The sequence below is a fragment of the Streptomyces sp. 7R007 genome, assembly GCF_054850255.1.
On the sequence record NZ_JBTWMV010000011.1, the window covers coordinates 178,522 to 200,741 of the forward strand.

The 22,220-nt window shown below is 73.0% G+C and carries 19 protein-coding genes; 11 read left to right on the forward strand and 8 right to left on the reverse strand.

The window, feature by feature from the left end:
• Positions 1-224 precede the first annotated feature (224 nt).
• A complete protein-coding gene (locus ACYF6T_RS17250) occupies positions 225-1,700 on the reverse strand; it encodes an MDR family MFS transporter (protein ID WP_461697336.1) in 1,476 nt (491 codons plus the stop codon).
• A gap of 81 nt (positions 1,701-1,781) precedes the next feature.
• Between ACYF6T_RS17250 and ACYF6T_RS17255 the strand changes: the two genes are divergently transcribed.
• A complete protein-coding gene (locus ACYF6T_RS17255) occupies positions 1,782-2,366 on the forward strand; it encodes a TetR/AcrR family transcriptional regulator (RefSeq protein WP_461697338.1) in 585 nt (194 codons plus the stop codon).
• A gap of 36 nt (positions 2,367-2,402) precedes the next feature.
• Here the strand turns inward: ACYF6T_RS17255 and ACYF6T_RS17260 are convergent, their stop codons facing one another.
• A complete protein-coding gene (locus ACYF6T_RS17260; protein ID WP_461697340.1) occupies positions 2,403-3,446 on the reverse strand; it encodes a LacI family DNA-binding transcriptional regulator in 1,044 nt (347 codons plus the stop codon).
• A 347-nt stretch (positions 3,447-3,793) separates the two neighbouring features.
• On the opposite strand from ACYF6T_RS17260, the gene ACYF6T_RS17265 reads away from it, so the two are divergent.
• The 4 genes from ACYF6T_RS17265 (at position 3,794) to ACYF6T_RS17280 (ending at position 8,602) form a co-directional block, all read left to right on the forward strand.
• The gene (locus ACYF6T_RS17265; RefSeq protein WP_461697341.1) at positions 3,794-5,107 is read left to right on the forward strand and encodes an ABC transporter substrate-binding protein; all 1,314 of its coding nucleotides are present in this window, start codon (positions 3,794-3,796) and stop codon (positions 5,105-5,107) included.
• The gene (locus ACYF6T_RS17270; RefSeq protein WP_461697343.1) at positions 5,104-6,132 is read left to right on the forward strand and encodes a carbohydrate ABC transporter permease; all 1,029 of its coding nucleotides are present in this window, start codon (positions 5,104-5,106) and stop codon (positions 6,130-6,132) included. The genes ACYF6T_RS17265 and ACYF6T_RS17270 overlap by 4 nt, the downstream gene beginning before the upstream one ends.
• A complete protein-coding gene (locus ACYF6T_RS17275) occupies positions 6,129-7,025 on the forward strand; it encodes a carbohydrate ABC transporter permease (RefSeq protein ID WP_461697345.1) in 897 nt (298 codons plus the stop codon). The genes ACYF6T_RS17270 and ACYF6T_RS17275 overlap by 4 nt, the downstream gene beginning before the upstream one ends.
• A 134-nt stretch (positions 7,026-7,159) precedes the next feature.
• Positions 7,160-8,602 (forward strand): GH1 family beta-glucosidase, encoded by a 1,443-nt coding sequence (locus ACYF6T_RS17280; protein WP_461697347.1) that lies wholly within the window; start codon positions 7,160-7,162, stop codon positions 8,600-8,602.
• A gap of 308 nt (positions 8,603-8,910) precedes the next feature.
• Here ACYF6T_RS17280 and ACYF6T_RS17285 read toward each other — a convergent pair whose 3' ends face one another.
• From ACYF6T_RS17285 to ACYF6T_RS17295, 3 genes are all read right to left on the reverse strand, one after another.
• Positions 8,911-10,377 carry a glycoside hydrolase family 18 protein gene (locus ACYF6T_RS17285; RefSeq protein WP_461697349.1) on the reverse strand — a complete coding sequence of 489 codons (1,467 nt, stop codon included), beginning with the start codon at positions 10,375-10,377 and terminating at the stop codon, positions 8,911-8,913.
• Positions 10,378-10,571: 194 nt separating this feature from the next.
• Positions 10,572-11,948: a sensor histidine kinase gene (locus tag ACYF6T_RS17290; RefSeq protein ID WP_461697351.1), complete on the reverse strand. Its 1,377-nt coding sequence runs from the start codon at positions 11,946-11,948 to the stop codon at positions 10,572-10,574.
• Complete coding sequence (locus ACYF6T_RS17295; protein ID WP_461697353.1) at positions 11,945-12,649, reverse strand: response regulator transcription factor; 705 nt, start codon at positions 12,647-12,649, stop codon at positions 11,945-11,947. The genes ACYF6T_RS17290 and ACYF6T_RS17295 overlap by 4 nt, the downstream gene beginning before the upstream one ends.
• Positions 12,650-12,761: 112 nt before the next feature.
• Between ACYF6T_RS17295 and ACYF6T_RS17300 the strand changes: the two genes are divergently transcribed.
• Complete coding sequence (locus ACYF6T_RS17300; RefSeq protein WP_461697355.1) at positions 12,762-13,283, forward strand: hypothetical protein; 522 nt, start codon at positions 12,762-12,764, stop codon at positions 13,281-13,283.
• Positions 13,284-13,309: 26 nt separating this feature from the next.
• Here the strand turns inward: ACYF6T_RS17300 and ACYF6T_RS17305 are convergent, their stop codons facing one another.
• Together ACYF6T_RS17305 and ACYF6T_RS17310 are read right to left on the reverse strand one after the other, a co-directional pair.
• Complete coding sequence (locus ACYF6T_RS17305; protein WP_461697357.1) at positions 13,310-14,173, reverse strand: spermidine synthase; 864 nt, start codon at positions 14,171-14,173, stop codon at positions 13,310-13,312.
• A gap of 48 nt (positions 14,174-14,221) precedes the next feature.
• Positions 14,222-14,650, reverse strand: a complete 429-nt coding sequence (locus tag ACYF6T_RS17310; protein WP_461697359.1) for a hypothetical protein — start codon at positions 14,648-14,650, stop codon at positions 14,222-14,224.
• Positions 14,651-14,923: 273 nt separating this feature from the next.
• Between ACYF6T_RS17310 and ACYF6T_RS17315 the strand changes: the two genes are divergently transcribed.
• A complete protein-coding gene (locus ACYF6T_RS17315) occupies positions 14,924-16,405 on the forward strand; it encodes a tetratricopeptide repeat protein (RefSeq protein WP_461697360.1) in 1,482 nt (493 codons plus the stop codon).
• Positions 16,406-16,455: 50 nt separating this feature from the next.
• Here ACYF6T_RS17315 and ACYF6T_RS17320 read toward each other — a convergent pair whose 3' ends face one another.
• Complete coding sequence (locus ACYF6T_RS17320) at positions 16,456-17,052, reverse strand: histidine phosphatase family protein (RefSeq protein ID WP_461697362.1); 597 nt, start codon at positions 17,050-17,052, stop codon at positions 16,456-16,458.
• A gap of 199 nt (positions 17,053-17,251) precedes the next feature.
• On the opposite strand from ACYF6T_RS17320, the gene ACYF6T_RS17325 reads away from it, so the two are divergent.
• From ACYF6T_RS17325 to ACYF6T_RS17340, 4 genes are read left to right on the forward strand one after another with little or no spacing between them, the layout of a single operon-like run.
• Positions 17,252-18,193, forward strand: coding sequence for a phosphatase PAP2 family protein (locus ACYF6T_RS17325; RefSeq protein ID WP_461697363.1), 942 nt, complete (start codon positions 17,252-17,254; stop codon positions 18,191-18,193).
• Positions 18,144-19,283, forward strand: a complete 1,140-nt coding sequence (locus ACYF6T_RS17330) for a hypothetical protein (RefSeq protein ID WP_461697364.1) — start codon at positions 18,144-18,146, stop codon at positions 19,281-19,283. Before ACYF6T_RS17325 ends, ACYF6T_RS17330 begins: the two co-directional genes overlap by 50 nt.
• Complete coding sequence (locus tag ACYF6T_RS17335; RefSeq protein WP_461697365.1) at positions 19,274-20,875, forward strand: hypothetical protein; 1,602 nt, start codon at positions 19,274-19,276, stop codon at positions 20,873-20,875. Before ACYF6T_RS17330 ends, ACYF6T_RS17335 begins: the two co-directional genes overlap by 10 nt.
• Positions 20,872-22,206 (forward strand): DEAD/DEAH box helicase family protein, encoded by a 1,335-nt coding sequence (locus ACYF6T_RS17340; RefSeq protein ID WP_461697366.1) that lies wholly within the window; start codon positions 20,872-20,874, stop codon positions 22,204-22,206. Before ACYF6T_RS17335 ends, ACYF6T_RS17340 begins: the two co-directional genes overlap by 4 nt.
• The last annotated feature ends 14 nt before the right edge of the window (positions 22,207-22,220 follow it).

Below are 22,220 nucleotides of genomic sequence, written 5' to 3' on the forward strand. Positions count from 1 at the left end.
GGCGTTTCCGGCCCCCGCGCTGCTCCTCCCAGACTGTCCCTGTGACCGGCCGCCGGCTGTGAGGCGTCCAAGGCCACCCGGTGTCTGCTCGGCCGGCGGGACCGAACCGGCCCGCCCCCGCCCGCGCAGGGTTGTCACCCACGTCCGCCCGGATCACGCGGCCTGCGTCGCCGACGCGGGAGCGACAGGACGGCGAGGTCCGATGGCGGCGGGCGTGAGATGGGTCAACGGGCCGCGTCTGAGCGGGGCTTCGGTGTCTCGGCCGGGGGCGTGGGCCGTTCTGCCGACGGCTTTCCCCGCAGCGGCACCTCCCGCAGGCTCACCGCCGCCGCGAACCCCGCCGCGCACAGGGCAGCCGCCGTCAGGAAGATGTGCTGCGTGCCCACCGCCACCGAGTGCAGGTACGCCGCCCGGGGCGCGTCCGGCCGGACCGCGCGGGTGAAGAGCGAGCCGAAGACCGCCACGCCCAGCGAACCGCCCAGCGTGCGGAAGAGGTTGGCCGACGCCGACGCCGCCCCCATGTCGCGCAGTTCGACGCTGTTCTGGGCGATGGTGGCGCCCATCTGGAGGGTGAAGCCCAGTCCCAGCCCGGTCAGGGCCATGTAGCAGCCGGTCAGGGTGCGGGAGGTGCCGGTGTCCATGGTCGCCAGCAGCAGCATGCCGGCGGTCAGCAGCGCCGTACCGAGGACCGGGAAGACCTTGTAGCGGCCGGTGCGGGACATCACCTTCCCGGCCACGTTCGAGGCGAGCACCACCGGCGCCATCAGCGGCAGCAGGAGCAGCCCGGAGCTGGTGGCCGAGGCGCCCTGCACCGTCTGCTGGAAGAGGGGGAGGTAGAGCGCCGAGCCGAACATCACCACACCGGTCGTCAGCAGCAGCGCCGTCGCGAGGGGGAAGTTGCGGTGGCCGGTGAAGATCCGCGGGGGCAGCACGGGCTCGGCCGCCCGGCGTTCCACGGCGACGAAGGCCAGCGCGCCGAGCACGGCGACCGCGCCGAGCCCGAGGATCCGCCACGACGTCCAGGCGTACGTCGTCCCCGCCCAGGTCGCCGCGAGGACGACGGAGCTGATCGCGACGGTCAGCAGGGCGACGCCCGGCCAGTCGACCCGGGCGCGGACCCGCGTGGCCGGCAGGTGCAGCGTCGACTGGACCCAGACCAGCGCGACCAGGCCCAGCGGCAGGTTGACGTAGAAGGCCCAGCGCCAGCCGAGATGACCGGTGAGGAAACCGCCGAGCAGCGGGCCGCCGATGGTGCCGAGGGCCATGACGACGGCGGTCATGCCCTGGTAGCGACCCCTCTCGCGGGGCGGGACGAGCGTGCCGATGAGGGCGAAGGCCCCGGCGGCGAGGCCCCCGGCGCCGACGCCCTGCAGCGCGCGGAAGCCGATGAGCTGGGGCATCGAGTGGGCGGCTCCGGTCAGCAGCGAGCCGAGCAGGAAGACGGCCACCGACGTCAGGAACAGGCGTTTGCGGCCGTACAGGTCACCGAGCTTGCCCCAGACGGGCGTGGAGACGGCGGTGGTCAGCGTGTAGGCCGTGACCACCCAGGAGATGTGCTCCAGGCCGCCCAGGTCCCGCACGATCGTCGGCATCGCCGTCCCGACGATGTTGTTGTCGAGCATCGCCAGCAGCATCCCGAGCATCACGCCGAGCAGCGTCCAGCGGACGTTCTTGGTGGGTGTGGGTGTGGGTGTCGTCATGGCCGCCAGAAAAGCACACCGACTCAATAAGTGCAACGAGTCAACTTTCTCATCGAGACAACCGACGGGTACGCTGTCGTCATGACGGAGACGATGGGGCGCCGAGAGCGCAAGAAGGCCGCCACCCGGCAGGCGCTGGCCGACGCGGCACTGGAGCTGTTCCTGGAGCACGGCTACGAGAAGGTGAGCATCCGGGACATCGCCGAGGCCGCGGACGTCTCCACGACCACGCTGTTCAAGCACTTCCCGAGCAAGGAGGCGCTGGTCTTCGACCTGGACGCCGAGCAGGAGGCGGCGCTGGTCGCCGTGGTCCGGGAGCGGGCGCCGGGCACCTCGATCCCGCAGGCCCTGCGGGCCCACGTCCTGGGCTCACGGCTGTTCGCGCCCGCCTACAGCGAGGAGATCACCCGGTTCCGGGAACTGGTGCGCGGCACTCCGACCTTGACCGAGTACCAGCGCCGGATGTGGATGCGGCACGAGCACGCCCTCGCCGAGGCCATCGCCGCCGAACTCGGCGCCCCGGCCGACGACCCGGCGTGCCGCTCGCTGGCCCACTTCGCCCTGGAGGCGCGCACGCTGGCGAGCACCTCCGAGGCCCCGATCGAGACCGTCAACGCCGCGTTCGACCTGCTGGAACAGGGCTGGAACGCCGTACGCCCGAAGTGACGCGGCCGCAACGACGTACCCGAAGCGACCCGGCGGTCAGGAGGACGCGCGCGGCACCAGCTCCGTCGCCAGCACCACCTGCCGGCGGTCCAGGCCGCGGGAGGCGGCCGGGCGGCGGTCGGCGACCTCCGACAGCAGCAGGTCGATCATGCGGCGGCCCATCTCCTCGATGGGCTGGCGGACGCTGGTGAGCGGTGGGTCCATGTGGCGGGCGATGGCGGAGTCGTCGTAGCCGACCAGGGCCACGTCGTCGGGGATACGGCGCCCCTCCTCGCGCAGCACCTGGCGGGCGCCGGCCGCCATCACGTCCGAGCCGGCGAAGACGGCGTCCAGGTCCGGGCAGCGGGCGAGCAGCCTGGTCATCGCCCGGCGGCCGCCCTCCTCGGTGAAGTCGCCCGTCTCGACGAGCCGTTCGTCCACCCGGTGCCCGGCCTCGCGCAGGGCGTCGCGGTAGCCGTCGACGCGGCGCTGGGCGCCGTAGACGTCGAGGCGGCCGGTGATGTGGGCGATCTTGACGCGGCCGCGGGAGAGCAGGTGCTCGACGGCCGAGCGGCCGCCGCCGTAGTTGTCCGAGTCGACCGAGGTCAGCGTCTCCGAGGCGGAGCGGGGGCCGCTGATCACCGCCGGGATCTCCAGCTGGGCGAGCAGGTCGGGCAGCGGGTCGTCGGCGTGCACGGAGACCAGCAGCACGCCGTCCACCCGGTGCGCGGCCAGGTACTGGGCGAGGCGGCGGCGCTCCCGGTCGCTGCCGGCGAAGATCAGCAGCAACTGCATCTCGGTCTCGGAGAGTTCGGCCCCCACGCCCTTGAGCATGTCGGAGAAGTACGGCTCCGCGAAGAACCGCGTCTCCGGCTCGGGCACGACCAGGGCGATCGCGTCCGTGCGGTTGGCGGCGAGCGCGCGGGCGGCCGTGTTGGGGACGTACCCGAGTTCGGCGACGGCCGCCTCGACCGCGGCGCGCGTGGCCTCGCTGACCCGGGGCGAGCCGTTGATCACCCGCGAGACCGTGCCGCGTCCGACACCGGCACGCGCGGCGACCTCTTCGAGGGTGGGCCGGCCACCGCTCCGGCTCCGCGTCATGGCTCCGCCTCCTGCCGTTGTCATCGCTGGCCAGGAATCTAACAGCCCCGCCCGATCAATGGACGCGGGCGGGATCCACCGGCCGGCCACCGGACCCACCGGGTCCGCTTACCGGAGCTGTCACTTCCACTTAACAGCCCGATAACTGAACGCATCTCGGCCCGCCCCCACCCTTGACACCCCCGCTCGAACCGACGACTCTTCAACACATCACCTGTGGGAGCGCTCCCACAGTACCTGACACATACATGTCCCGCACGTTCCCCGCCCGAGCCGCAGCGAGAACCAACGGGCCCAACAGTGCAGTTGGCCGGGGGGTCGGCACGTCAGGCAACAGGAGGACGCACATGCGTACGAGTACCCGGCTGGTGGCCTTCGCGGCCGTCGCCGCGCTGACCACAGGCCTGCTGGCCGGCTGCGCCAACGACTCGGACGACGGCTCGTCGAACTCGAACGACGGCGGCAACGCCAAAGGCAAGACGACGCTGACGATAGGCACCTTCGGTGTGTTCGGCTACAAGCAGGCCGGTCTCTATGACGAGTACATGAAGCTGCACCCGAACATCTCGATCAAGGAGAACGTCACCACCCGTACCGACGTCTACTGGCCCAAGGTCCTCACGCGTCTGCAGGCCGGCTCCGGCACCGACGACATCCAGGCCATCGAGGTCGGCAACATCACCGAGGCCGTGCAGACGCAGGCCGACAAGTTCGTCGACCTCGGCAAGGAGGTCGACAAGTCCCAGTGGCTGGACTGGAAGAACGCCCAGGCCACCACCAAGGACGGCAAGCTGATCGGCCTCGGCACCGACATCGGCCCGATGGCGATCTGCTACCGCAAGGACCTGTTCAAGAAGGCCGGCCTGCCCACCGACCGCAACCAGCTCGCCTCGATGTGGAAGGGCGACTGGGCCAAGTACGTCGACGTCGGCAAGCAGTACATGAAGAAGGCGCCCAGCGGCACCAAGTTCGTCGACTCGGCCTCCTCGATCTACAACGCCTCCCTCGGCGGCGCGAGCGAGCGCTACTACGACAAGGACGGCAACGTCGTCTGGGACAAGTCGGACGGCGTGAAGAAGTCGTGGGACGTCGCGATGTCCGTGGCGACCAGCAACATGTCGGCCAAGCTGAAGCAGTTCGACAAGCCGTGGGACCAGGGCTTCGCCAACGCCACCTTCGCCACCGTGGCCTGCCCGGCGTGGATGATCGGCTACATCGAGCAGAAGTCCGGTGACTCCGGCAAGGGCAACTGGGACGTGGCGGCGGCCCCGACCGCGGCCAACTGGGGCGGCTCCTTCATCGGCGTGCCGACGGCGGGCAAGCACCAGAAGGAGGCCATCGCCCTGGCGAAGTGGCTGACCGCGCCCGAGCAGCAGGCGAAGGTGTTCGCCAAGCAGGCGAGCTTCCCGTCGACCCCGTCGGCGTACTCGAGCCTGAAGCCGGCCGCCGACACCACGGCGTACTTCTCCAACGCGCCGATCACGACGATCTTCGCCGACTCGGCCAAGACCATCCCGGTGCAGTACTTCGGCATCAAGGACCAGCCGATCAACACCGCCATCACCGACGTGGGCATCCTCCAGGTCGAGCAGAAGGGCAAGAGCCCCTCGCAGGGCTGGGACGCGGCCAAGAACGAGATCAAGGACGTGCTCGGCCAGTGACCAGCTCCAAGCAGGCTCTCGCGCATCCCGCGACGAGCGCCGACGCCGCGCCCGGCTCCGAGCCGGGCGCGGCCCGGGGCGCTCACGGTCGCGGTACGCCCCCCGGGGGCGCCGGATCCTGGCGCAGCCGGCTGTACCGCTGGGACATGAAGGCGTCGCCGTACGCGTTCATCGCCCCCTTCTTCATCATCTTCGGGGCCTTCTCCCTGGTCCCGCTGCTGTACACGGCCTGGTACTCGCTGCACGACGTGCAGCTGTCCTCGCTGGACCACCAGACCTGGGCGGGCCTGGACAACTACAAGAACCTGTTGTCCTCGGACTTCTTCTGGAACGCCCTGAAGAACACCTTCACCATCGGCGTCATCTCGACCGTGCCGCAGCTGATGGCGGCGATCGGGCTGGCGCACCTGCTCAACTACAAGCTGCGCGGCTCGACCGTGTGGCGGGTCGTGATGCTCACCCCGTACGCCACCTCGGTGGCGGCGGCCACGCTCGTCTTCACGCTGCTGTACTCGTGGGACGGCGGCATGGTCAACTGGCTGCTGCACTACGTGGGCATCGGCCCGGTCAACTGGCGTGAGGCGGACTGGGGTTCGCAGTTCGCGGTGTCGTCCATCGTGATCTGGCGGTGGACCGGCTACAACGCGCTGATCTACCTGGCGGCGATGCAGGCGATCCCGGCCGACCTGTACGAGTCGGCGGCGATCGACGGCGCCAACCGCTGGCAGCAGTTCCGGCACGTGACGATCCCGCAGCTGCGGCCGACGATCCTGTTCACGGTGGTCGTCTCCACCATCGGCGCGACCCAGCTCTTCGGCGAGCCCCTGCTGTTCGGCGGGGTCAGCGGGTCCAAGGGCGGCTCCGAGCACCAGTACCAGACGCTCGGTCTGTACATGTACGACCAGGGCTGGATCATCGGCAACCTCGGCAAGGCGTCCGCGATCGCCTGGTCGATGTTCCTGATCCTGCTGATCATCGCCGTGATCAACATGCTGTTCGCCCGACGCCTGAGGAAGTCCCAATGACCACGAGTGAACTGACGCTGCCTCAGGCACACCGGGACAAGGGCCGCCGCACCCGCCGGGTGATGGGCGCCGGCAAGCAGATGCACGCGGGGCCGGTGACGTACCTCGTCCTGACGGTCTTCGCGCTGGTCTCGCTGGCGCCCCTGGTGTGGACGGCGATCGCGGCCTCGCGCACCGACCAGCGCCTGGCGCAGACCCCGCCGCCGCTGTGGTTCGGCGGGAACCTGTTCAAGAACCTCCAGTCCGCCTGGGACCAGGCGGGGCTGGGCACCGCGATGTTCAACAGCACGCTCGTGGCGGGCACCATCACCATCTCCACGGTGCTGTTCTCCACGCTGGCCGGGTTCGCCTTCGCCAAGCTGCGGTTCCGCTTCTCCAGCGTGCTGCTGCTGCTGACGATCGGCACGATGATGATCCCGCCGCAGCTGGCCGTCGTACCGCTGTACCTGTGGATGAGCGACCTCGGCTGGTCCAACCAGTTGCAGACGGTCATCCTGCCGACCCTCGTCACCGCCTTCGGCACCTTCTTCATGCGGCAGTACCTGGTGCAGGCGCTGCCGACCGAGCTGATCGAGGCGGCGCGGGTCGACGGCGCGAGCAGTCTGAGAGTCGTCTGGCACGTGGTCTTCCCGGCGGCGCGGCCGGCGATGGCCGTGCTCGGCCTGCTGACCTTCGTGTTCGCCTGGAACGACTTCCTGTGGCCGATCATCGCCCTGAACCAGCAGAACCCGACCGTGCAGGTGGCCCTCAACTCCCTGGGCACGGGCTACGTCCCCGACCAGGCGGTGATCATGGCGGGCGCCCTGCTCGGTACGCTGCCGCTGCTGATCGCCTTCCTGCTGTTCGGCAAGCAGATCGTGGGCGGCATCATGCAGGGCGCCATCAAGGGCTGACACCCCGTCATCCGACGGCCCTCCTACGCCCGTTCCGGGCCGGGTCACCGCCGCCCCGGCCCCCCGCCCGCCGCCCCACCCCCCTTCCCCCTTCCACCCCGTCGGTCTCCACGACCTCGAATGGGAGCGCTTCCATGCCTGAGCCCGCAACGCCGGCGACCCCGGTGACCTTTCCTCCCGCCTTCCTCTGGGGCGCGGCGACCTCCGCGTACCAGATCGAGGGGGCGGTGCGGGAGGACGGCCGTACGCCCTCGATCTGGGACACCTTCAGCCATACGCCCGGCAAGACCGCCGGCGGCGAGCACGGTGACATCGCTGTCGACCACTATCACCGTTACCGCGACGACGTGGCCCTGATGGCCGAACTGGGCCTGACGGCGTACCGGTTCTCCATCTCCTGGTCGCGGGTGCAGCCGACGGGCCGGGGACCGGCCGTCCAGGTCGGCCTGGACTTCTACCGCCGCCTGGTCGACGAGCTGCTGGCCCACGGCATCAAGCCGGCCGTCACCCTCTACCACTGGGACCTGCCGCAGGAGCTGGAGGACGCGGGCGGCTGGCCGGAGCGCGACACGGCGTTCCGGTTCGCCGAGTACGCGCAGATCGTCGGCGAGGCCCTCGGCGACCGGGTGGAGCAGTGGATCACCCTCAACGAGCCGTGGTGCAGCGCCTTCCTGGGCTACGGCTCCGGCGTGCACGCGCCCGGCCGCACCGAGCCGGAGGCCACGCTGCGGGCCGCGCACCACCTCAACCTGGCCCACGGCCTGGGCACTTCGGCGCTGCGTGCGGCGATGCCCGCGCGCAACTCGGTGGCCATCAGCCTCAACTCCTCGGTCGTGCGGCCCCTTTCGCCGCAGAACCCGGCCGACCTGGCGGCGGTGCGCAAGATCGACGACCTGGCCAACGGGGTCTTCCACGGCCCGATCCTGCACGGGGCGTACCCGGAGACGCTGTTCGACGCGACCTCCTCGATCACCGACTGGTCCTACGTCCTGGACGGCGACCTCGCCACCATCCACCAGCCGTTGGACGCGCTGGGCCTCAACTACTACACGCCGGCGCTGGTTTCGGCGGCCGAGGGTCCGGTGACCGGCCCGCGCACCGACGGCCACGGCGCCAGCGAGCACTCCCCGTGGCCGGGGGCGGACGACGTCGCCTTCCACCAGACGCCCGGCGAGCGCACGGAGATGGGCTGGACGATCGACCCGACGGGCCTGCACGAGCTGATCATGCGCTACACGCGCGAGGCGCCCGGGCTGCCGCTGTACATCACGGAGAACGGCGCGGCCTATGACGACAAGCCCGACCCCGACGGCCGCGTGCACGACCCCGAGCGGATCGCCTACCTGCACGGCCACCTCTCGGCGGTCCGCCGGGCCCTCACCGACGGCGCGGACGTGCGCGGCTACTACCTGTGGTCCCTGATGGACAACTTCGAGTGGGCGTACGGCTACGGCAAGCGCTTCGGCGCGGTCTACGTCGACTACGCCACCCTCGCCCGCACACCGAAGTCGAGCGCCCACTGGTACAGCCAGGCGGCCCGCACGGGGACGCTGCCTCCGGTGGACGCGATCCAGTAGCAGGGGGGACCGAGCGGGGGGCGGGGCGCGGCGCCGAGGGGGCGCCGCGCCCCGGTCTGTTCACAGGGAGCGCTCAGGGAAGGTTCAGCGGCCCTACAGCGCGCGGGCGTTCGATCGTGTCTGCGGGGCCGGCCGGCCCCGGGAGTACAGCGCGCCCTGGTGGAAGACGGCGCTGGTGGCGGGGGTGGCCGGGGTCGGCGGGGTGCTGCCGGCCGGCGGCCTCTTCGACGGCTTCCACCACCACGGCCCCGGCCCCGGCGGCCCCGGCTTCGGGGGCTTCGGGGGGCCGGGCCGTCCTGAGCCGTCGCCTAGCCGAGGGCCCCGAACGCCTTCGAGAAGGCGTACTGGTCCTGGACGATCGAGCTGCAGGTGGCGTCGGCGGTGGGCTTCGCACCGCCGGCGCACTGCTTGTCCCGGGTCGCCGACCACATCGACAGCCCGCCGAGGCCCTTGGACTTGGCGAAGCTCACCAGCTGGGTGGCGTCGTCGACCTTGAAGATCTCGGAGGAGACGTCGTTGACGCCGATCATCGGGGTGACGGCGACGGCCTTCCAGGCGGCCGCGTCGGACAGGCCCAGGACGCTCTTGACCTGCGCCTGGGTCGCGGTGGCGGCCTGCTCGGCGTAGGTGCCCATGTCGCCGTTGTAGGAGGCGCCGTAGTCCATCGCCATGATGTTGACGGAACCGATCTTCACGCCGTTGGACTTGGCGTTGCTGAGCAGGTTGACGCCGTCCTGGGTGAGGCCCTCCGGCATGACCGGGAGGGTGAAGGAGACGTCCAGGTCGGGGTGGGCGGCCTGGAGCTTGGCGATCGCCTTGGCGCGGTTGGTGTTCGCCGTGGTGTTGGGCAGCGCGCCGCCCTCGACGTCGAAGTCGACCTTGGTGAGCTTGTAGGCGTCCACGACCTTGCCGTACGCCGTCGCCAGCGCGTCCGCCGAGGAGCAGGTGGTGGCCAGCTCGGAGCCGGAGGCGCCGCCGAAGGAGACGCGGACGTCACCGCCCTTCCCGCGCAGCGAGCCGATCTGGGCGGCCACGCCGTCGCTCGACAGGTCCGTCACACCGCCCCACTTGGGCGTGCAGCCGCCGCCGTCGGTGATGAAGGCGAGGTTGTAGTTCTTCACGCCCGTCGCGTCGGCGCTCGCCAGCAGGTCGAAGGCGGGGTAGAGCGAGGTGTCGACGTAGGGGGCGAAGGCGGCCGTGGTGGTCGTGCCGGTGCCCGTGCCGGTGCTCGCGCTCGCCGACGCGGTGGCGGTCGGGGTGGCGGGGGGCGTGGAGCCCGAGGACGCCGTGGCCGTCGGGCTGGGCGTGGCCGGCTGCGTGGGGCGGCCGCTGGGCTCCGGCGTCGCGGTGTCGTCCGCCGAGCACTTGGCGTCGTCGATGAGACAACCGCTCGGGTCGCCGCTGCCGCTGACGACGAAGCCCACGGTGGCCGACTCCCCGGCGGCCAGCCCGTCGGTGTCCCACTTCGGCGGCTTCACGGTGACGTGCCGGCCGCTGACGCTGTACTCGGCGTTCCACAGGGAGCTGATCCTCGACCCCGAGGGCAGGTCGAACTCCAGGGTCCAGTCGGCCTCCCGCGCGCCGCTGTTGTTCGTCACGACGTACTGCGCGGTGTAACCCGTCGACCAGTCACTGGTCTTGGTGTACGCGGCCCCGATGCCGGCCGCCTGTGCGGTGCCGGTCAGGAGGATCGCGCCGCCGCCCACCACGGCAGCGGCGACGACCCCGCCGATGGCCTTGTTCCTGCCGCTCACCTTGCGTCGATGCATGCTCATGGCGAGGCACGCTAGCGACCGGGAAACGGGCAAAGTGCCTGATCCGGGCGGGGGTTGAGGATCTTAGGGTGCGCTTAAGGAAGGGATCGGGGACGGTTAAAGGTAGAGACCATTCCGGCTCCGGTTCAGGGGTCGTCGGGCTCCGGAGCAGAGATCGGATCCGGCTCCCGGTCAGAGATCGGACCGGCTCCCGGTCAGCGGGCGACGGCCCGTCTGCGCCGTCGTACCGATCGGTGCCCCCGCCGTCCCGGCGTCCGCTCCCGGCCGTCCAGCTGGATCCAGATCCGCACCTCGGTCCCGCCCAGCACGGAGGACCCGATCCGCACGTCACCGCCGGTCGACTCCGCGAGCCGGCGCACGATGTCCAGCCCCAGCCCGGTCGAGCCGGTGCTGCCCGAGCCGCGCCCGCGGGCCATCGCCGCCTCGGGGTCGGGTATGCCCGGGCCCGCGTCGGAGACCAGGACGATCACCGCGTCGTCGCCGTTGTGCAGGTCGACCGCGAAGGCAGTGCCCTCGGCGGTGTGCCGGAAGACGTTGCCGAGCAGGGCGTCCAGCGCAGCCGCCAAATCCGCCCGGGCCACGGGTATGCGCACCGGCCGGTCGGCGCCGGCCACCCGCCACTTGCGGCCCTCGTCCTCGGCGAGCGCCGACCAGAACGCCATCCGCTCCCGCACCACCTCGGCCGCGTCGCACCCGGCGCCGGGCCCGGCGGCCGCGGTCTGCGGCTTGGCCTCCCGGGCGGTACGGATGATCGTGTCGACCTCGCGCTCCAGCTGGGCGACCGCGGCCCGGGTCTGGTCGGCGGCCGGCCCGTCGCCGAGGGAGGCCGCGTTGAGCCGCAGCACGGTCAGCGGGGTACGCAGCCGGTGGGACAGGTCCGCCGCCAGCTCCCGCTCGTTCGCGAGCAGTTGGACGACCTGGTCGGCCATGGAGTTGAACGCGACCGCCGCCAGCCTGAGTTCGGTCGGTCCCTCCTCCGGCACCCGCGCTCCCAGCTTCCCCTCCCCCAGTTCGTGCGCGCCCTCCACCAGCCGCTGCGCGGGCTGCACCATCCGCACGCCCAGCCGGTCGGCGACCGCGACCGAGCCGACGATCAGCGCGACGCCCACGCCGGCGAGCACCGCCCACGCCGTGCCCACGCCGTTGGTGACCTCGGACTCGGGGACGTACACCTCGACGACCGCGATCGCGCCCGAGCTCAGCGCGACGGGCTGCAGCAGGGTCGCCCCGTCGGAGACCTTGGTGGTGGAGGCGCGGCCCAGCCGGCGCACGGTCGCGATGTCCTCGCCGTCGGCACGCTGCCGGCCCAGGTCGACGGCGGCCTTGCCGTCGACCGCCGGTATGTGCACGGCCATCCCGGAGTCCGCGCCCGCCGAGGCGACGACCTTCTCCAACTGGTCGCGGTCGGTGGTGATGGACAGCGCCGGCGCCACGGCCGCCGCCTCCCGCTCGGCGTTGGAGAAGGCGCGGTCTCGGGCCATCTCCCGCACGACGAGTCCGAGCGGCACCGCGAAGGCGACCACGACCATGGCGGTGACCGCCAGGCAGACCTTGACCAGGGCCCATCTCATCGCGTCGCCTCCCCGCCCGGCGGCTCCAGCTTCACGCCGACGCCGCGCAGCGTGTGCAGATAGCGCGGCCGGGCCGCCGTCTCGCCCAGCTTCCGCCGCAGCCAGGACAGATGGACGTCGATGGTCTGGTCGTCGCCGTACGACTGCTGCCAGACCTCGGCGAGCAGTTCCTTGCGGGGCACGACGACTCCGGGACGGCCGGCCAGGAAGGCGAGCAGGTCGAACTCGCGGCGGGTGAGGTCGAGCCGAACGCCGTCGAGCTCGGCCTGGCGGCGCAGCGGGTCGACGGTCAGGCCGCCGACGCGCAGCACGCTGGAGGACGGGACCTCGCCGGCGGCGGTACGGGACCGGCGCAGGACCGCCGCCATCCGCGCCGACAGGTGCTCGACGGAGAACGGCTTGGTGAGGTAGTCGTCCGCGCCCGCGTTCAGCAGCCGGACGATCTCCGCCTCGTCGTCCCGCGCGGTGGCGATGATCACGGGGACGTCCGTGATCCCGCGCAGCATCTTCAGCGCCTCGGACCCGTCCAGGTCGGGCAGACCGAGGTCCAGGATGACGACGTCGAAACGGAAATGGGCGACCTCGCGCAGCGCCTCCAGCGCCGTCCCGACACTGCGCACGGTGTGCGCGGCCTCGGTCAGGTGCCGGATCAGCGCCGAACGTACGAACTGGTCGTCCTCGACCACGAGCACACTTGCCATGCGCGGCACCGTACGCCATGCGGGCGAGCGGCAGCGGAGCCTGTGGACAACTCCCTGTGGACAACCCGGGGTCGGGTGCGGCCTCCGGGGCGCGTGAGGCAGTATGGCCGCGATGCGCAGAGGACTCGTACACGTACTCGCTTGGTCGCTCGCCACGGGCGCGGCGGTCACGCTGTCGTGGTGGGGCGTCCACACGGTGATGGCGGGCACGGCCTACGACCCGCCGCGCGCCCTGCCCATCACGGCGGCCGACCCGACCACGCAGGAGGCGAAGCCGCTGGCCACGGCGACGGAAAGCCCCTCCCCGGCCCCGTCGAAGAGTGTCCGCAGCACTCCCTCGCCCACGCCCACTCCCACGCCGTCGAAGACCCCGACCGCCCGTCCCACCCCGTCCCCCACCGCTTCCGCCTCCGGTGAGGTCAAGAGCTACGACACCGCGGGCGGCCGCGCGGTCTTCGACCTCGGTGAGTCCTCGGCGACGCTGGTGATGGCGACGCCGGCCACCGGCTGGTCGATGCAGACGTGGAAGACGGACACCTGGATTCGGGTGGAGTTCACCTCGGGCACGGACAAGGTGTCGGTCATCTGCACCTGGCACGACGGGCCGCCGCATGTGGAGATCGGCAACTACTAGAACGCGTACGGTGGTCGAGGCGTGCGCTAGCGGAACACCGAGGGCGGCGGTGCCGGCGAGGCGGTCGCCGCCGCGTCCGTGACCGCGGGCGCGCCGCCGGTGAAGTCCCGCAGGGCGCGGCCGTGTTCGACGCGGCCCGGGTGCGGGTCGGAGGCGGCCCTGCGGGTGAGCTCGGCGAGCGGCAGCGGGGCGTCGGAGGCGACGAGGACGGCGTTGCCGAAGCGTTTGCCGCGCAGCACGGCCGGGTCGGCGAGCAGGGCGAGTTCGGGGAAGCGGGCGGCGGCGGTGGCGATCTGGCCGCGCAGATGGGCCAGCGGCGGGCCGTCGGCGAGGTTGGCGGCGTAGACGCCGCCGGGGCGCAGGGTGCGGCGGACCTCGTCGAGGAACTCCGTCGAGGTGAGGTGGGCGGGGGTGCGGGCGCCGCTGAAGACGTCGGCGACGACGAGGTCGGCCCACCCGTCGAGCACCTTGGCGAGTCCTTCGCGGGCGTCCGCGGAGCGCACGCGGATCCGCGCGTTCGGATCCAACGGCAGCGCGCGGCGCACCAGTCGGACCAGCGCCGCGTCCCACTCCACGACCTGCTGGGTGGAGCGGGGGCGGGTGGCGGCCACGTAGCGGGCGAGGGTGAGGGCGCCGCCGCCGAGGTGCACGGCGTGCACCGGCTTTCCGGGCGGCGCGACGAGGTCGATGACGTGGCCGAGGCGGCGCTGGTACTCGAAGGAGAGATGCGCGGGGTCGTCGAGGTCGACGTGCGACTGCGGCGCCCCGTCGATCAGCAGCGTCCAGGCGCGCGCCCGGTCCCGGTCCGGGATCAGCTCGGCGAGCCCGCCGTCGACGCTCTCCACGACGGCTTCGACGGCACCGCGCCGAGGGTTCCTGGACTTTCCCATCCCGCCATTATCGGCGGCCCCCGGTGACCGCGCCCGCGCGGCCCGAGGTCACCGGCAGTTGTCCGCCGCCTCGATCAGCCGCGCCGCCTCCCCCAGCGCCGCGCGCAGCACCGCCGGGTCGGTCGCGAGGTCGGCGTCGCCGGGCGGGAGGAGCCAGTCGGAGCCCTCCACCGGGGGCGCGGGGGCGAGGCTCAGACCGCGTCCGTCGGTCTCGGTGCAGGTGCTGCCGGGCACGTCCCAGGCGGCGGCCGTGCCGGGCGGGACCAGGAAGCCGAGGGTGTCGCCGCCGTCGTCGTGCAGCACCGGGCCGACCGCGTCGCCGGCGCCGCGGCGCAGGATGTCGACCGCTTCCAGGCCCTGCCGGGCCGGCACGGTCACGAGGTCGCACGCGCCCGCCGACGGCCCGGTCGGGGGCGGCGATCCGGCCACCACGCCGGCAGCGACGCTCTGACGAATCTCCATCCCGGCCTCCACCACGACAGCCCCTCCTTGAACGAAGCGGGTCGGGAGTCGGGCGGCTCCCGGTCCACTGGGTTAAACGCTTCGGCGCGTCAACGGCTACGGGCAAAGTCAGCCGCAAAGGATGGCAGTTCATGGCGGATCCCGTAGGAGATATCCGATTTGTAGCCAAACCCTGCGTGGCGGGTCCGACACAGCGGGTACCTTCTTGCCCGCCGGAAACAGGGCGTGACACATACAACTCACCGTGAATCCGGCATGGTTCGACGGTTCGCACGAGAGGACCCGGCCATGGCGTCGTCAAGGGTGACAGCGTCCCAGTCCACCTCCCCCCGGCCCCCGCGGCCGAACCTCGCCTTCCGGCGCCTGCGCGGACAGCGCTCGCCGGCCGAGTTCGCCGCCGTGGTGCGCCGGGCCGCGCACGAGATCGGGGAGCGGGTCAGCTGCGACGCGCGCTACATCGGCCGGGTCGAGGCGGGTGAGATCCGCTGCCCCAACTACGCGTACGAACGGGTGTTCCTGCACATGTTCCCCGGCCGCACGCTCACCGACCTCGGCTTCGCGCCCCGCTCCTCCGTCCGCGGACGGGGGGCGCGCACCGCCGAGGACGCGCCCCCCGCGCTCACCGCCATCCCGGCATATGCCCCAGGTGAGACGCGCGGGGCGGACGAGCCGTATGACACGCAGGAATACGACCCCTACGACCCGCTCCGGCATCGCGAGAGCCACGAGAGCCACGAGAACCACGAGGAGAGCGACGTGCTGCGTCGCGCATTCATGACCGGCGGAGGCGCCACCGTGGCCGCCGCCACGCTGGGCCCCTTCGGGTTCGCCCCCGACGCTGCGGCCGCCGACCGGCTCCCGCGTCGCGCCGGGGCGAGCCACGCGGGCGCCCTGGAAGAAGCCGTCCGCCGCATCCGGCTGCTCGACGACCGGCACGGCGCGGACGGCCTGTACCGGCGCGCGGCCGCCCCGCTGCGCGCCGCCTACGCACTGCTGGACGCCGGCGCCACCCGGCAGACGACCACCGAACGCCTGCACGCGGGCGCGGGCGAACTCGCCATCTCGGTGGGCTGGCTGGCGCACGACTCGGGGCGGTACGACGACGCCCGCTCGCACTACGCGGAGGCGCTCGCCACCGCCCGGATGACCGACGACCGCGCCCTGGAGGCGCACGCCTTCTGCAACACGGCGTTCCTCGCGCGCGACGCCGGCCGCCCGCGCGAGGCGGTGCGGGCCGCGCAGGCCGCCCAGCGGGTCGCCCGGGGCCTGGGCTCGGCCCGGCTGATGTCGCTGCTCGCGCTGCGCGAGGCGGGCGGCTGGGCGGGGCTCGCCGACCGCACCGGCTGCGAACAGGCCCTGGCCCGCGCGCAGGCCCTGTACGAGCGCGGCCCCTCGGACGCCGACCCCGAGTGGATGAGCTTCTACGGGGAGGCGGAACTGGAGGGTCTGGAGGCGCAGTGCTGGTCCACCCTGGGCGACTGGCCGCGCGCGGCCCGGCACGCCCGGCGCGCCGCGCGTCTGCAGGACCCGCACTTCACCCGCAACATCGCCCTGTACACCGCGGAACTCGCGGACGACCTCGCCAGGGGCGGCCGCCCGGACGAGGCGGCGGCGGCCGGCCTGCGCGTACTGGACCTGCTGGACCAGGTCCAGTCGTCACGCATCCAGACCATGCTGGCCGGCACCGCGCGCGTCCTGCTGCCGCACCGGCGGGCGTCGGGCGTCCGCGGCTTCCTGGAACGCCACGCGAGCCTGCCGAGAACGGCCTAGGGCAGGGCGTGCCGGGCGTCGCGGGGCAGGCCGGACTTTCGCAGCAGGCCCTAGCCGGGCAGGTGACCGAGGTCGTTCCAGCTCTCGACGGCCGGCTCCCCGTAGGCCCAGCCCAGCACCGACAGCGAGGTCGGGTTCAGCCTGATCCGCGCCGCGAAGTCCAGGGGCAGTCCCAGCCAGCGCGCGCCGATGGACCGCAGGATGTGCCCGTGCGCGAAGACGAGCACGTCCCGGTCCGCCGCCCGCGCCCAGGCCACCACCTCGTCGGCCCGCGCGGTCACCTCGGCGAGCGACTCGCCTCCCGGGACGCCGTCGCGCCAGATCAGCCAGCCCGGCCGGACGGTCTGGATCTCCTCGGGGGTCATGCCCTCGTAGGCGCCGTAGTCCCACTCCATGAGCGTGTCCCAGGGCCGGGCCCGCTCGCCGAAGCCGGCGAGTTCGCACGTCTCACGCGCGCGTGCCAGCGGGCTGGTGCGTATCTCGACGCCCGGCAGACCCTCGTACGGCGCCCGGTGCAGCCGTTCGCCGAGCAGCTTCGCGCCGCGCCGGCCCTCCTCCAGAAGGGGCACGTCGGTCCTGCCGGTGTGCTTGCCGGACAGCGACCACTCGGTCTGTCCGTGCCGGGCCAGCAGGATGCGCGGTGCCATGAAAAGGGGCCTTTCCGGGAACAGGGATGAACCTCCCCATCATCGCGTACCCCCGTACCCGGGCCCGCCGGGGGCAACCCGACGGGCGATCTCTGCGTCTTTGAGGGCCGGGGGCGCCCCGGCGGGAGGCGCACGTACGCCGTAAAGTGACACGACCCGACCACCGGGCGCGCGAGACAATGAAGGGGGAGGCGATCGGATGCCGAAGACCGATACACCGGGCACCCAGGCAGCCCCGCGAACGCGCCTGCGCTGGTGGACCGAGCTGCCCCTGATCCTCCTCGTCTACGGCTGTTACTCGGCCGGCCGGCTCCTCGCGCGCGGCGACACCGCCGGCGCCGTCGACCACGGCCTGGCGATCCTGCGCATCGAGAAGTTCCTGCACCTCAACGCCGAGCACCCGCTCAACCGGCTCTTCACCCGCGAGGCGTGGCTCGGCGTGCCGGCCGACTTCTGGTACGCGTCGCTGCACTACCTGGTCACGCCCGCGATCCTCGTGTGGCTGTTCCGCTTCCGCGCCCCCCACTACCGCGCGGCCCGCACCTGGCTGATGACGTCCACCTTCATCGGCCTGATCGGCTTCACGCTGCTGCCCACCTGCCCGCCCCGGCTCCTCTCCGCGGGCCACGGCTTCGTCGACACCATGGCCCAGTACAGCTCGTACGGGTGGTGGGGCGGCGCCGCCAGCGCCCCGAAGGGGCTCGGGGGCATGACCAACCAGTACGCGGCCATGCCGAGTCTGCACGTGGGCTGGGCGCTGTGGTGCGGGGTCATGCTGTGGAAGTACGGCGGAACGCGTACGACGCGGGTCCTGGCGGTGGCCTACCCGCTGCTGACGACGATCGTGGTCATGGGCACCGCCAACCACTACTTCCTCGACGCGGTCGCGGGGGCGTGCGTGATGGGCACCGGCCTGTTCCTGACGCCGTACGTGATGGGTGTCGCGGACCGGATCCGGGCCGTCGTCCCGCTGGGCACACGCGCCCCGGGCGGCTCGGGTTCCCCGATTGTCAGTGCCGGATGCCAGACTTCCGCGGGTGAACGATTTCCACCGCAGCGCGAGTCCCGGACCCGATCCGGAGCCGAGCCGGGTGCCTCCCCTACGGACGCGGGCGAAGGCGCTCCGGCAGCGGCTCGCTGAGCTGCGCGGACCCGGCGTCCCGCCCCGGGCGCTGGACGCGCGCGCCCTGGCCGCCCTCGCCGCCAACCCGGGCTGCCGCCGCCGCGCGGTCCTCGACGGCGCCGGGGTGGACAAGGCCGCGCTGGCGGGCGCGCTGGGGGCGCCGCCGGTCTTCGGCCAGTCGCAGTTCGCGTTCGTGCGGGGCAACGCCTTCGAGGCCCGGGTCAAGGCGGACGGCGGCGCCGAACTGCTGCGCCTGGCGCACGAGAAGCTCGACCCGGCCGCCGAGCCGCCGGCCGCCGCGCACGTGCCCGACCTGACGGCGACCGGCCCCGAGGGCCGCGCGGCCCGTACGGCGCTCGCCCTGCGGGAGGCCGCCGAGGCACCCGGCACCTGGACGCTCCTGGACCACCCGATGCTCGCGCTGGAGGTGGCCGGCTCGCCCGCCTTCCTGGAGCCGGACGCGGTCGTCGTGCACCCCGACGGCGGCTGGACGGTCGTCGAGATCAAGTCGTTCCCCCTGCTGGACGGCTCCGCGGACCCGGCGAAGGTCGGCGCGGCGGCCCGCCAGGCGGCGGTCTACGTGCTGGCCCTGGAGGAGGTTGCCGCCCGGCTGCCGGAGCCCCCCGAGGTGCGCCACCGCGTCCTGCTGGTGTGCCCCAAGGACTTCTCCAACCTGCCCACCGCCTCGGCGGTCGACGTCCGCAAGCAGCACGCCGTCACCCGCCGCCAGCTGACCCGCCTCACCCGTCTGCAGGACCTCGCCGACGCGCTGCCCGAGGGCACCTGCTTCTCCCCCGAGCTGCCCGCCGCCGAGCTGACGGCCGCCGTGGAGTCGGTTCCGGCGACCTACGCGCCCGAGTGCCTGTCCGCCTGCGAGCTGGCCTTCCACTGCCGCGCCCGCTCCCGCGCGGCCGGCGCGGTGACCTCGCTGGGCCGCCCGGTGCGCGCGGAACTGGGCGGTCTGACCACGGTCACCGACGTCCTCGCCGCCGCGTACGGTCAGGCCGGCGACCCGGACGACCCCGCGGTGGCGGCCCTGCGCCGGGCGGCCCGGCTGCGGGCCGAGGCACTTCGGGCAGCGCGGGAAGGGGCGGCCGCATGTCCCTGATCTCCACCCTCGCCCGCCTCGAAGCCGTCAGCACCGGCCGCGCCCAGCCCGCCGCGACCGTCCGTCACCGCCATCTGTCGGACCGGCCGCTGGTCCTGGTGCCGCTCACCACGGCCGGCGAGGCCGGCGCCCCGCTCGGCGCGCTGGTCGGCACCGACCGGGACGCGCCGCGGCTGCTCGTCGTACCGCAGCCGCGCGACCGGGAGCTGCGCTTCCAGTTCCTGGCCGAGCTGGCGGACGTCGTCCTGCCGTACCTGGAGACGTTCACCGACCGGGTGGAGGCCGCCGAGCGCACCGAGACCGATCCGGAGACCGGCAAGCGGGTCAAGGTCGAGGTCGACCTGTGCGCGGACGCCGGGCAGCTGATCGTGCCCAGCCGCGCGGGCATCGAGCTGGTCCGCCTGCTCGGCCGCTCCATGCGGTTCCGGCGTACGGCGGAGCAGGACCCGGAGTCCCCGCATCCGGCGCCTCCGCGCGTGCCGTTGCTCGGCCGGTGGCTGACCCACTTCGGGGAGCGGGCCCGGGTCCCCGGCTCCTGTCTGCTGCTGGCGATGACGGACCTGCTGTCCCGGCACTGGGCCACCGGCCAGTCCACTCTGGAGGACCAGCACCTGGGCGCCCTGCTCGCCTGGATCGCCCCGCCGGAGGGCAGCTCGGGCGCCGAGGCGGCCCTGCACGCCGAACTGGCCCGCGACGCCGACGGCCAGCTGCTGTGCCCGCCGGCCGGTCCGGCCACCGACCCGGCGTTCGACAACAGGCTGCTCGCCCCCGCCATCGAGCGCTACGACCGCGCGCGGACCGCCCTGGCCGCCGCCGAGGACGGCCTGGAGGCGGACGACCGGCTCGGTGACGTCACCGCCGCCGAACAGGAGATCCACGCCCTGATCGCGCGCGTCACCCGGCCCACCTGGGAGAGGGTCTGGGACGGCCTCGACCTGCTGCGCACCCTGCCCGAGGGCGCGCACGTCGAGGAGCGGTGGACGCGCGACCGCTGGTCGTTCACCGCCCACCGGGACCGGATCGTCGCGGGCGAGCCGCCGCAGCCGCGCCGCGACGACGCGGTCACCGCCGCGAACAAGCTGGCCGCGCGGGAGCGCGAGCAGGCCCGCCTGGAGGCGCAGGAGGCGCTGGACGACCCGCTGGTGATGGCGGGGCGGCGGCTGGCCGGGGAGGCGTTCGCCGGGGAGGTCACGGACGTCGTCATGGCGTACAGCGACAGCAAGCGGCCCAGTCCCCGCCCGCTGGTCACCGTCCGCACCGAGGACCGGCCGCACCTGGGCGAGCGCGCCAAGGTGTACCGCTCGCTGGGCGGCAAGCCGCAGTCGGCGGAGTTCGTCGGCCACGACGCGCCCGACGGCGACGGCAGTCTGGTCGTGCTGCGGATTCTCGACAAGATGGGCCGCGGCAAGGAGCCCGAGCCCGGTTCGGTGCCGGAGAAGGGCGACCGGGTCTGCTTCACGCTCTTCGAGCACGAGCAGCGCGGCGGCCCGAAGCTGCCCGACCCGGAGCAGACGCCGTGGACGCACGGCGGGCCGCCCGGCGAGGCCGTCGCCGAGGCCGCCGATCCCGTGACCGCGGAGGACGTCCTGTGACCACCGTCTTCGACCCCGGTGCCGCGGCGGCGCGGGCCACCGACGAGATCCTCCGCGACACCCTGCACGGCGGCCACCGCGGAGTGGTCGTCGACTCCCCGCCGGGGGCCGGCAAGTCCACGCTCGTGGTGCGCGCGGCGCTCGAACTGGCCGACGCGGGGCGGCCGTTGATGGTCGTCGCGCAGACCAACGCGCAGGTCGACGACCTGGTGCTGCGGCTCGCGGAGAAGAGCCCCGAGCTGCCGGTGGGCCGACTGCACAGCAGTGACGCCGACGCGTACGACAAGGCGCTGGACGGCCTGGCGAACGTCCGGACGTCGGCGAAGGCGGCGGATCTGGCCGGGCTCGCGGTCGTGATCTCGACGGCCGCCAAGTGGGCCCACGTCAGGACCGACGAGCCCTGGCCGCACGCGATCGTCGACGAGGCGTACCAGATGCGCTCGGACGCGCTGCTCGCCGTGGCCGGTCTGTTCGAGCGGGCGCTGTTCGTGGGCGACCCCGGCCAGTTGGACCCGTTCTCCCTGGTGGGCAGCGAGCAGTGGGCGGGCCTGAGCTACGACCCGTCCGCCTCCGCGGTGACCACGCTGCTCGCCCACAACCCCGAGCTGCCCCAGCACCGCCTGCCGGTCTCCTGGCGGCTGCCGGCCTCCGCGGCGCCCCTGGTCTCCGACGCCTTCTACCCGTACACGCGGTTTCGCAGCGGCACCGGCCCCGACGACCGCCGTCTCGCCTTCGCCGTCCCGTCCGACGGCAGCGGGCCCGACGAGGTGATCGACGCGGCGGCGGAGTCCGGCTGGGGCCTGCTGGAGCTGCCGGCCGGCCACACCCCGCGCACGGACCCGGAGGCGGTGGGCGCGGTCGCGACGGTGGTCCGGCGGCTGCTGGACCGGAAGGGCGCGGCGACCTCCGAACGCGCACCGGAGGCGACCCCCCTCACCGCCGACCGCGTCGCCGTCGGCACGGCGCACCGCGACCAGGCGGCGGCGATCCGAGCGGCCCTGGCTGACCTGGGCGTCACGGACGTCACGGTGGACACGGCCAACCGCCTTCAGGGGCGGGAGTACGACGTCACGGTCGTCCTCCACCCTCTCTCCGGCCGCCCCGACGCCACCGCCTTCCACCTGGAGACGGGCCGCCTGTGCGTCCTCGCCTCCCGGCACCGGCACGCGTGCATCGTGATCTGCCGAGCGGGCGTCGGCGACCTCCTGGACGCCTACCCGTCCACGGAACCGGTCCAGCTGGGCACGCTGGTGAAGTTCCCGGACGGCTGGGAGGCCAACCACGCGGTGCTGGCACGGCTCGCAGAGCACCGGGTGGGCTGGCGGCCCTGACCGTCGTCGGGGGC

Coding starts and splice junctions, on each gene's coding strand:
- ACYF6T_RS17305 (WP_461697357.1), bottom strand. CDS start 14,173: ATGGGAAAGTCCAGGAACCCTCGGCGCGGTGCCGTCGAAGCCGTCGTG.
- ACYF6T_RS17290 (WP_461697351.1), bottom strand. CDS start 11,948: ATGAGATGGGCCCTGGTCAAGGTCTGCCTGGCGGTCACCGCCATGGTC.
- ACYF6T_RS17325 (WP_461697363.1), top strand. CDS start 17,252: ATGCCGAAGACCGATACACCGGGCACCCAGGCAGCCCCGCGAACGCGC.
- ACYF6T_RS17250 (WP_461697336.1), bottom strand. CDS start 1,700: ATGACGACACCCACACCCACACCCACCAAGAACGTCCGCTGGACGCTG.
- ACYF6T_RS17275 (WP_461697345.1), top strand. CDS start 6,129: ATGACCACGAGTGAACTGACGCTGCCTCAGGCACACCGGGACAAGGGC.
- ACYF6T_RS17335 (WP_461697365.1), top strand. CDS start 19,274: ATGTCCCTGATCTCCACCCTCGCCCGCCTCGAAGCCGTCAGCACCGGC.
- ACYF6T_RS17320 (WP_461697362.1), bottom strand. CDS start 17,052: ATGGCACCGCGCATCCTGCTGGCCCGGCACGGACAGACCGAGTGGTCG.
- ACYF6T_RS17265 (WP_461697341.1), top strand. CDS start 3,794: ATGCGTACGAGTACCCGGCTGGTGGCCTTCGCGGCCGTCGCCGCGCTG.
- ACYF6T_RS17260 (WP_461697340.1), bottom strand. CDS start 3,446: ATGACGCGGAGCCGGAGCGGTGGCCGGCCCACCCTCGAAGAGGTCGCC.
- ACYF6T_RS17315 (WP_461697360.1), top strand. CDS start 14,924: ATGGCGTCGTCAAGGGTGACAGCGTCCCAGTCCACCTCCCCCCGGCCC.
- ACYF6T_RS17300 (WP_461697355.1), top strand. CDS start 12,762: ATGCGCAGAGGACTCGTACACGTACTCGCTTGGTCGCTCGCCACGGGC.
- ACYF6T_RS17280 (WP_461697347.1), top strand. CDS start 7,160: ATGCCTGAGCCCGCAACGCCGGCGACCCCGGTGACCTTTCCTCCCGCC.
- ACYF6T_RS17255 (WP_461697338.1), top strand. CDS start 1,782: ATGACGGAGACGATGGGGCGCCGAGAGCGCAAGAAGGCCGCCACCCGG.
- ACYF6T_RS17285 (WP_461697349.1), bottom strand. CDS start 10,377: ATGAGCATGCATCGACGCAAGGTGAGCGGCAGGAACAAGGCCATCGGC.
- ACYF6T_RS17295 (WP_461697353.1), bottom strand. CDS start 12,649: ATGGCAAGTGTGCTCGTGGTCGAGGACGACCAGTTCGTACGTTCGGCG.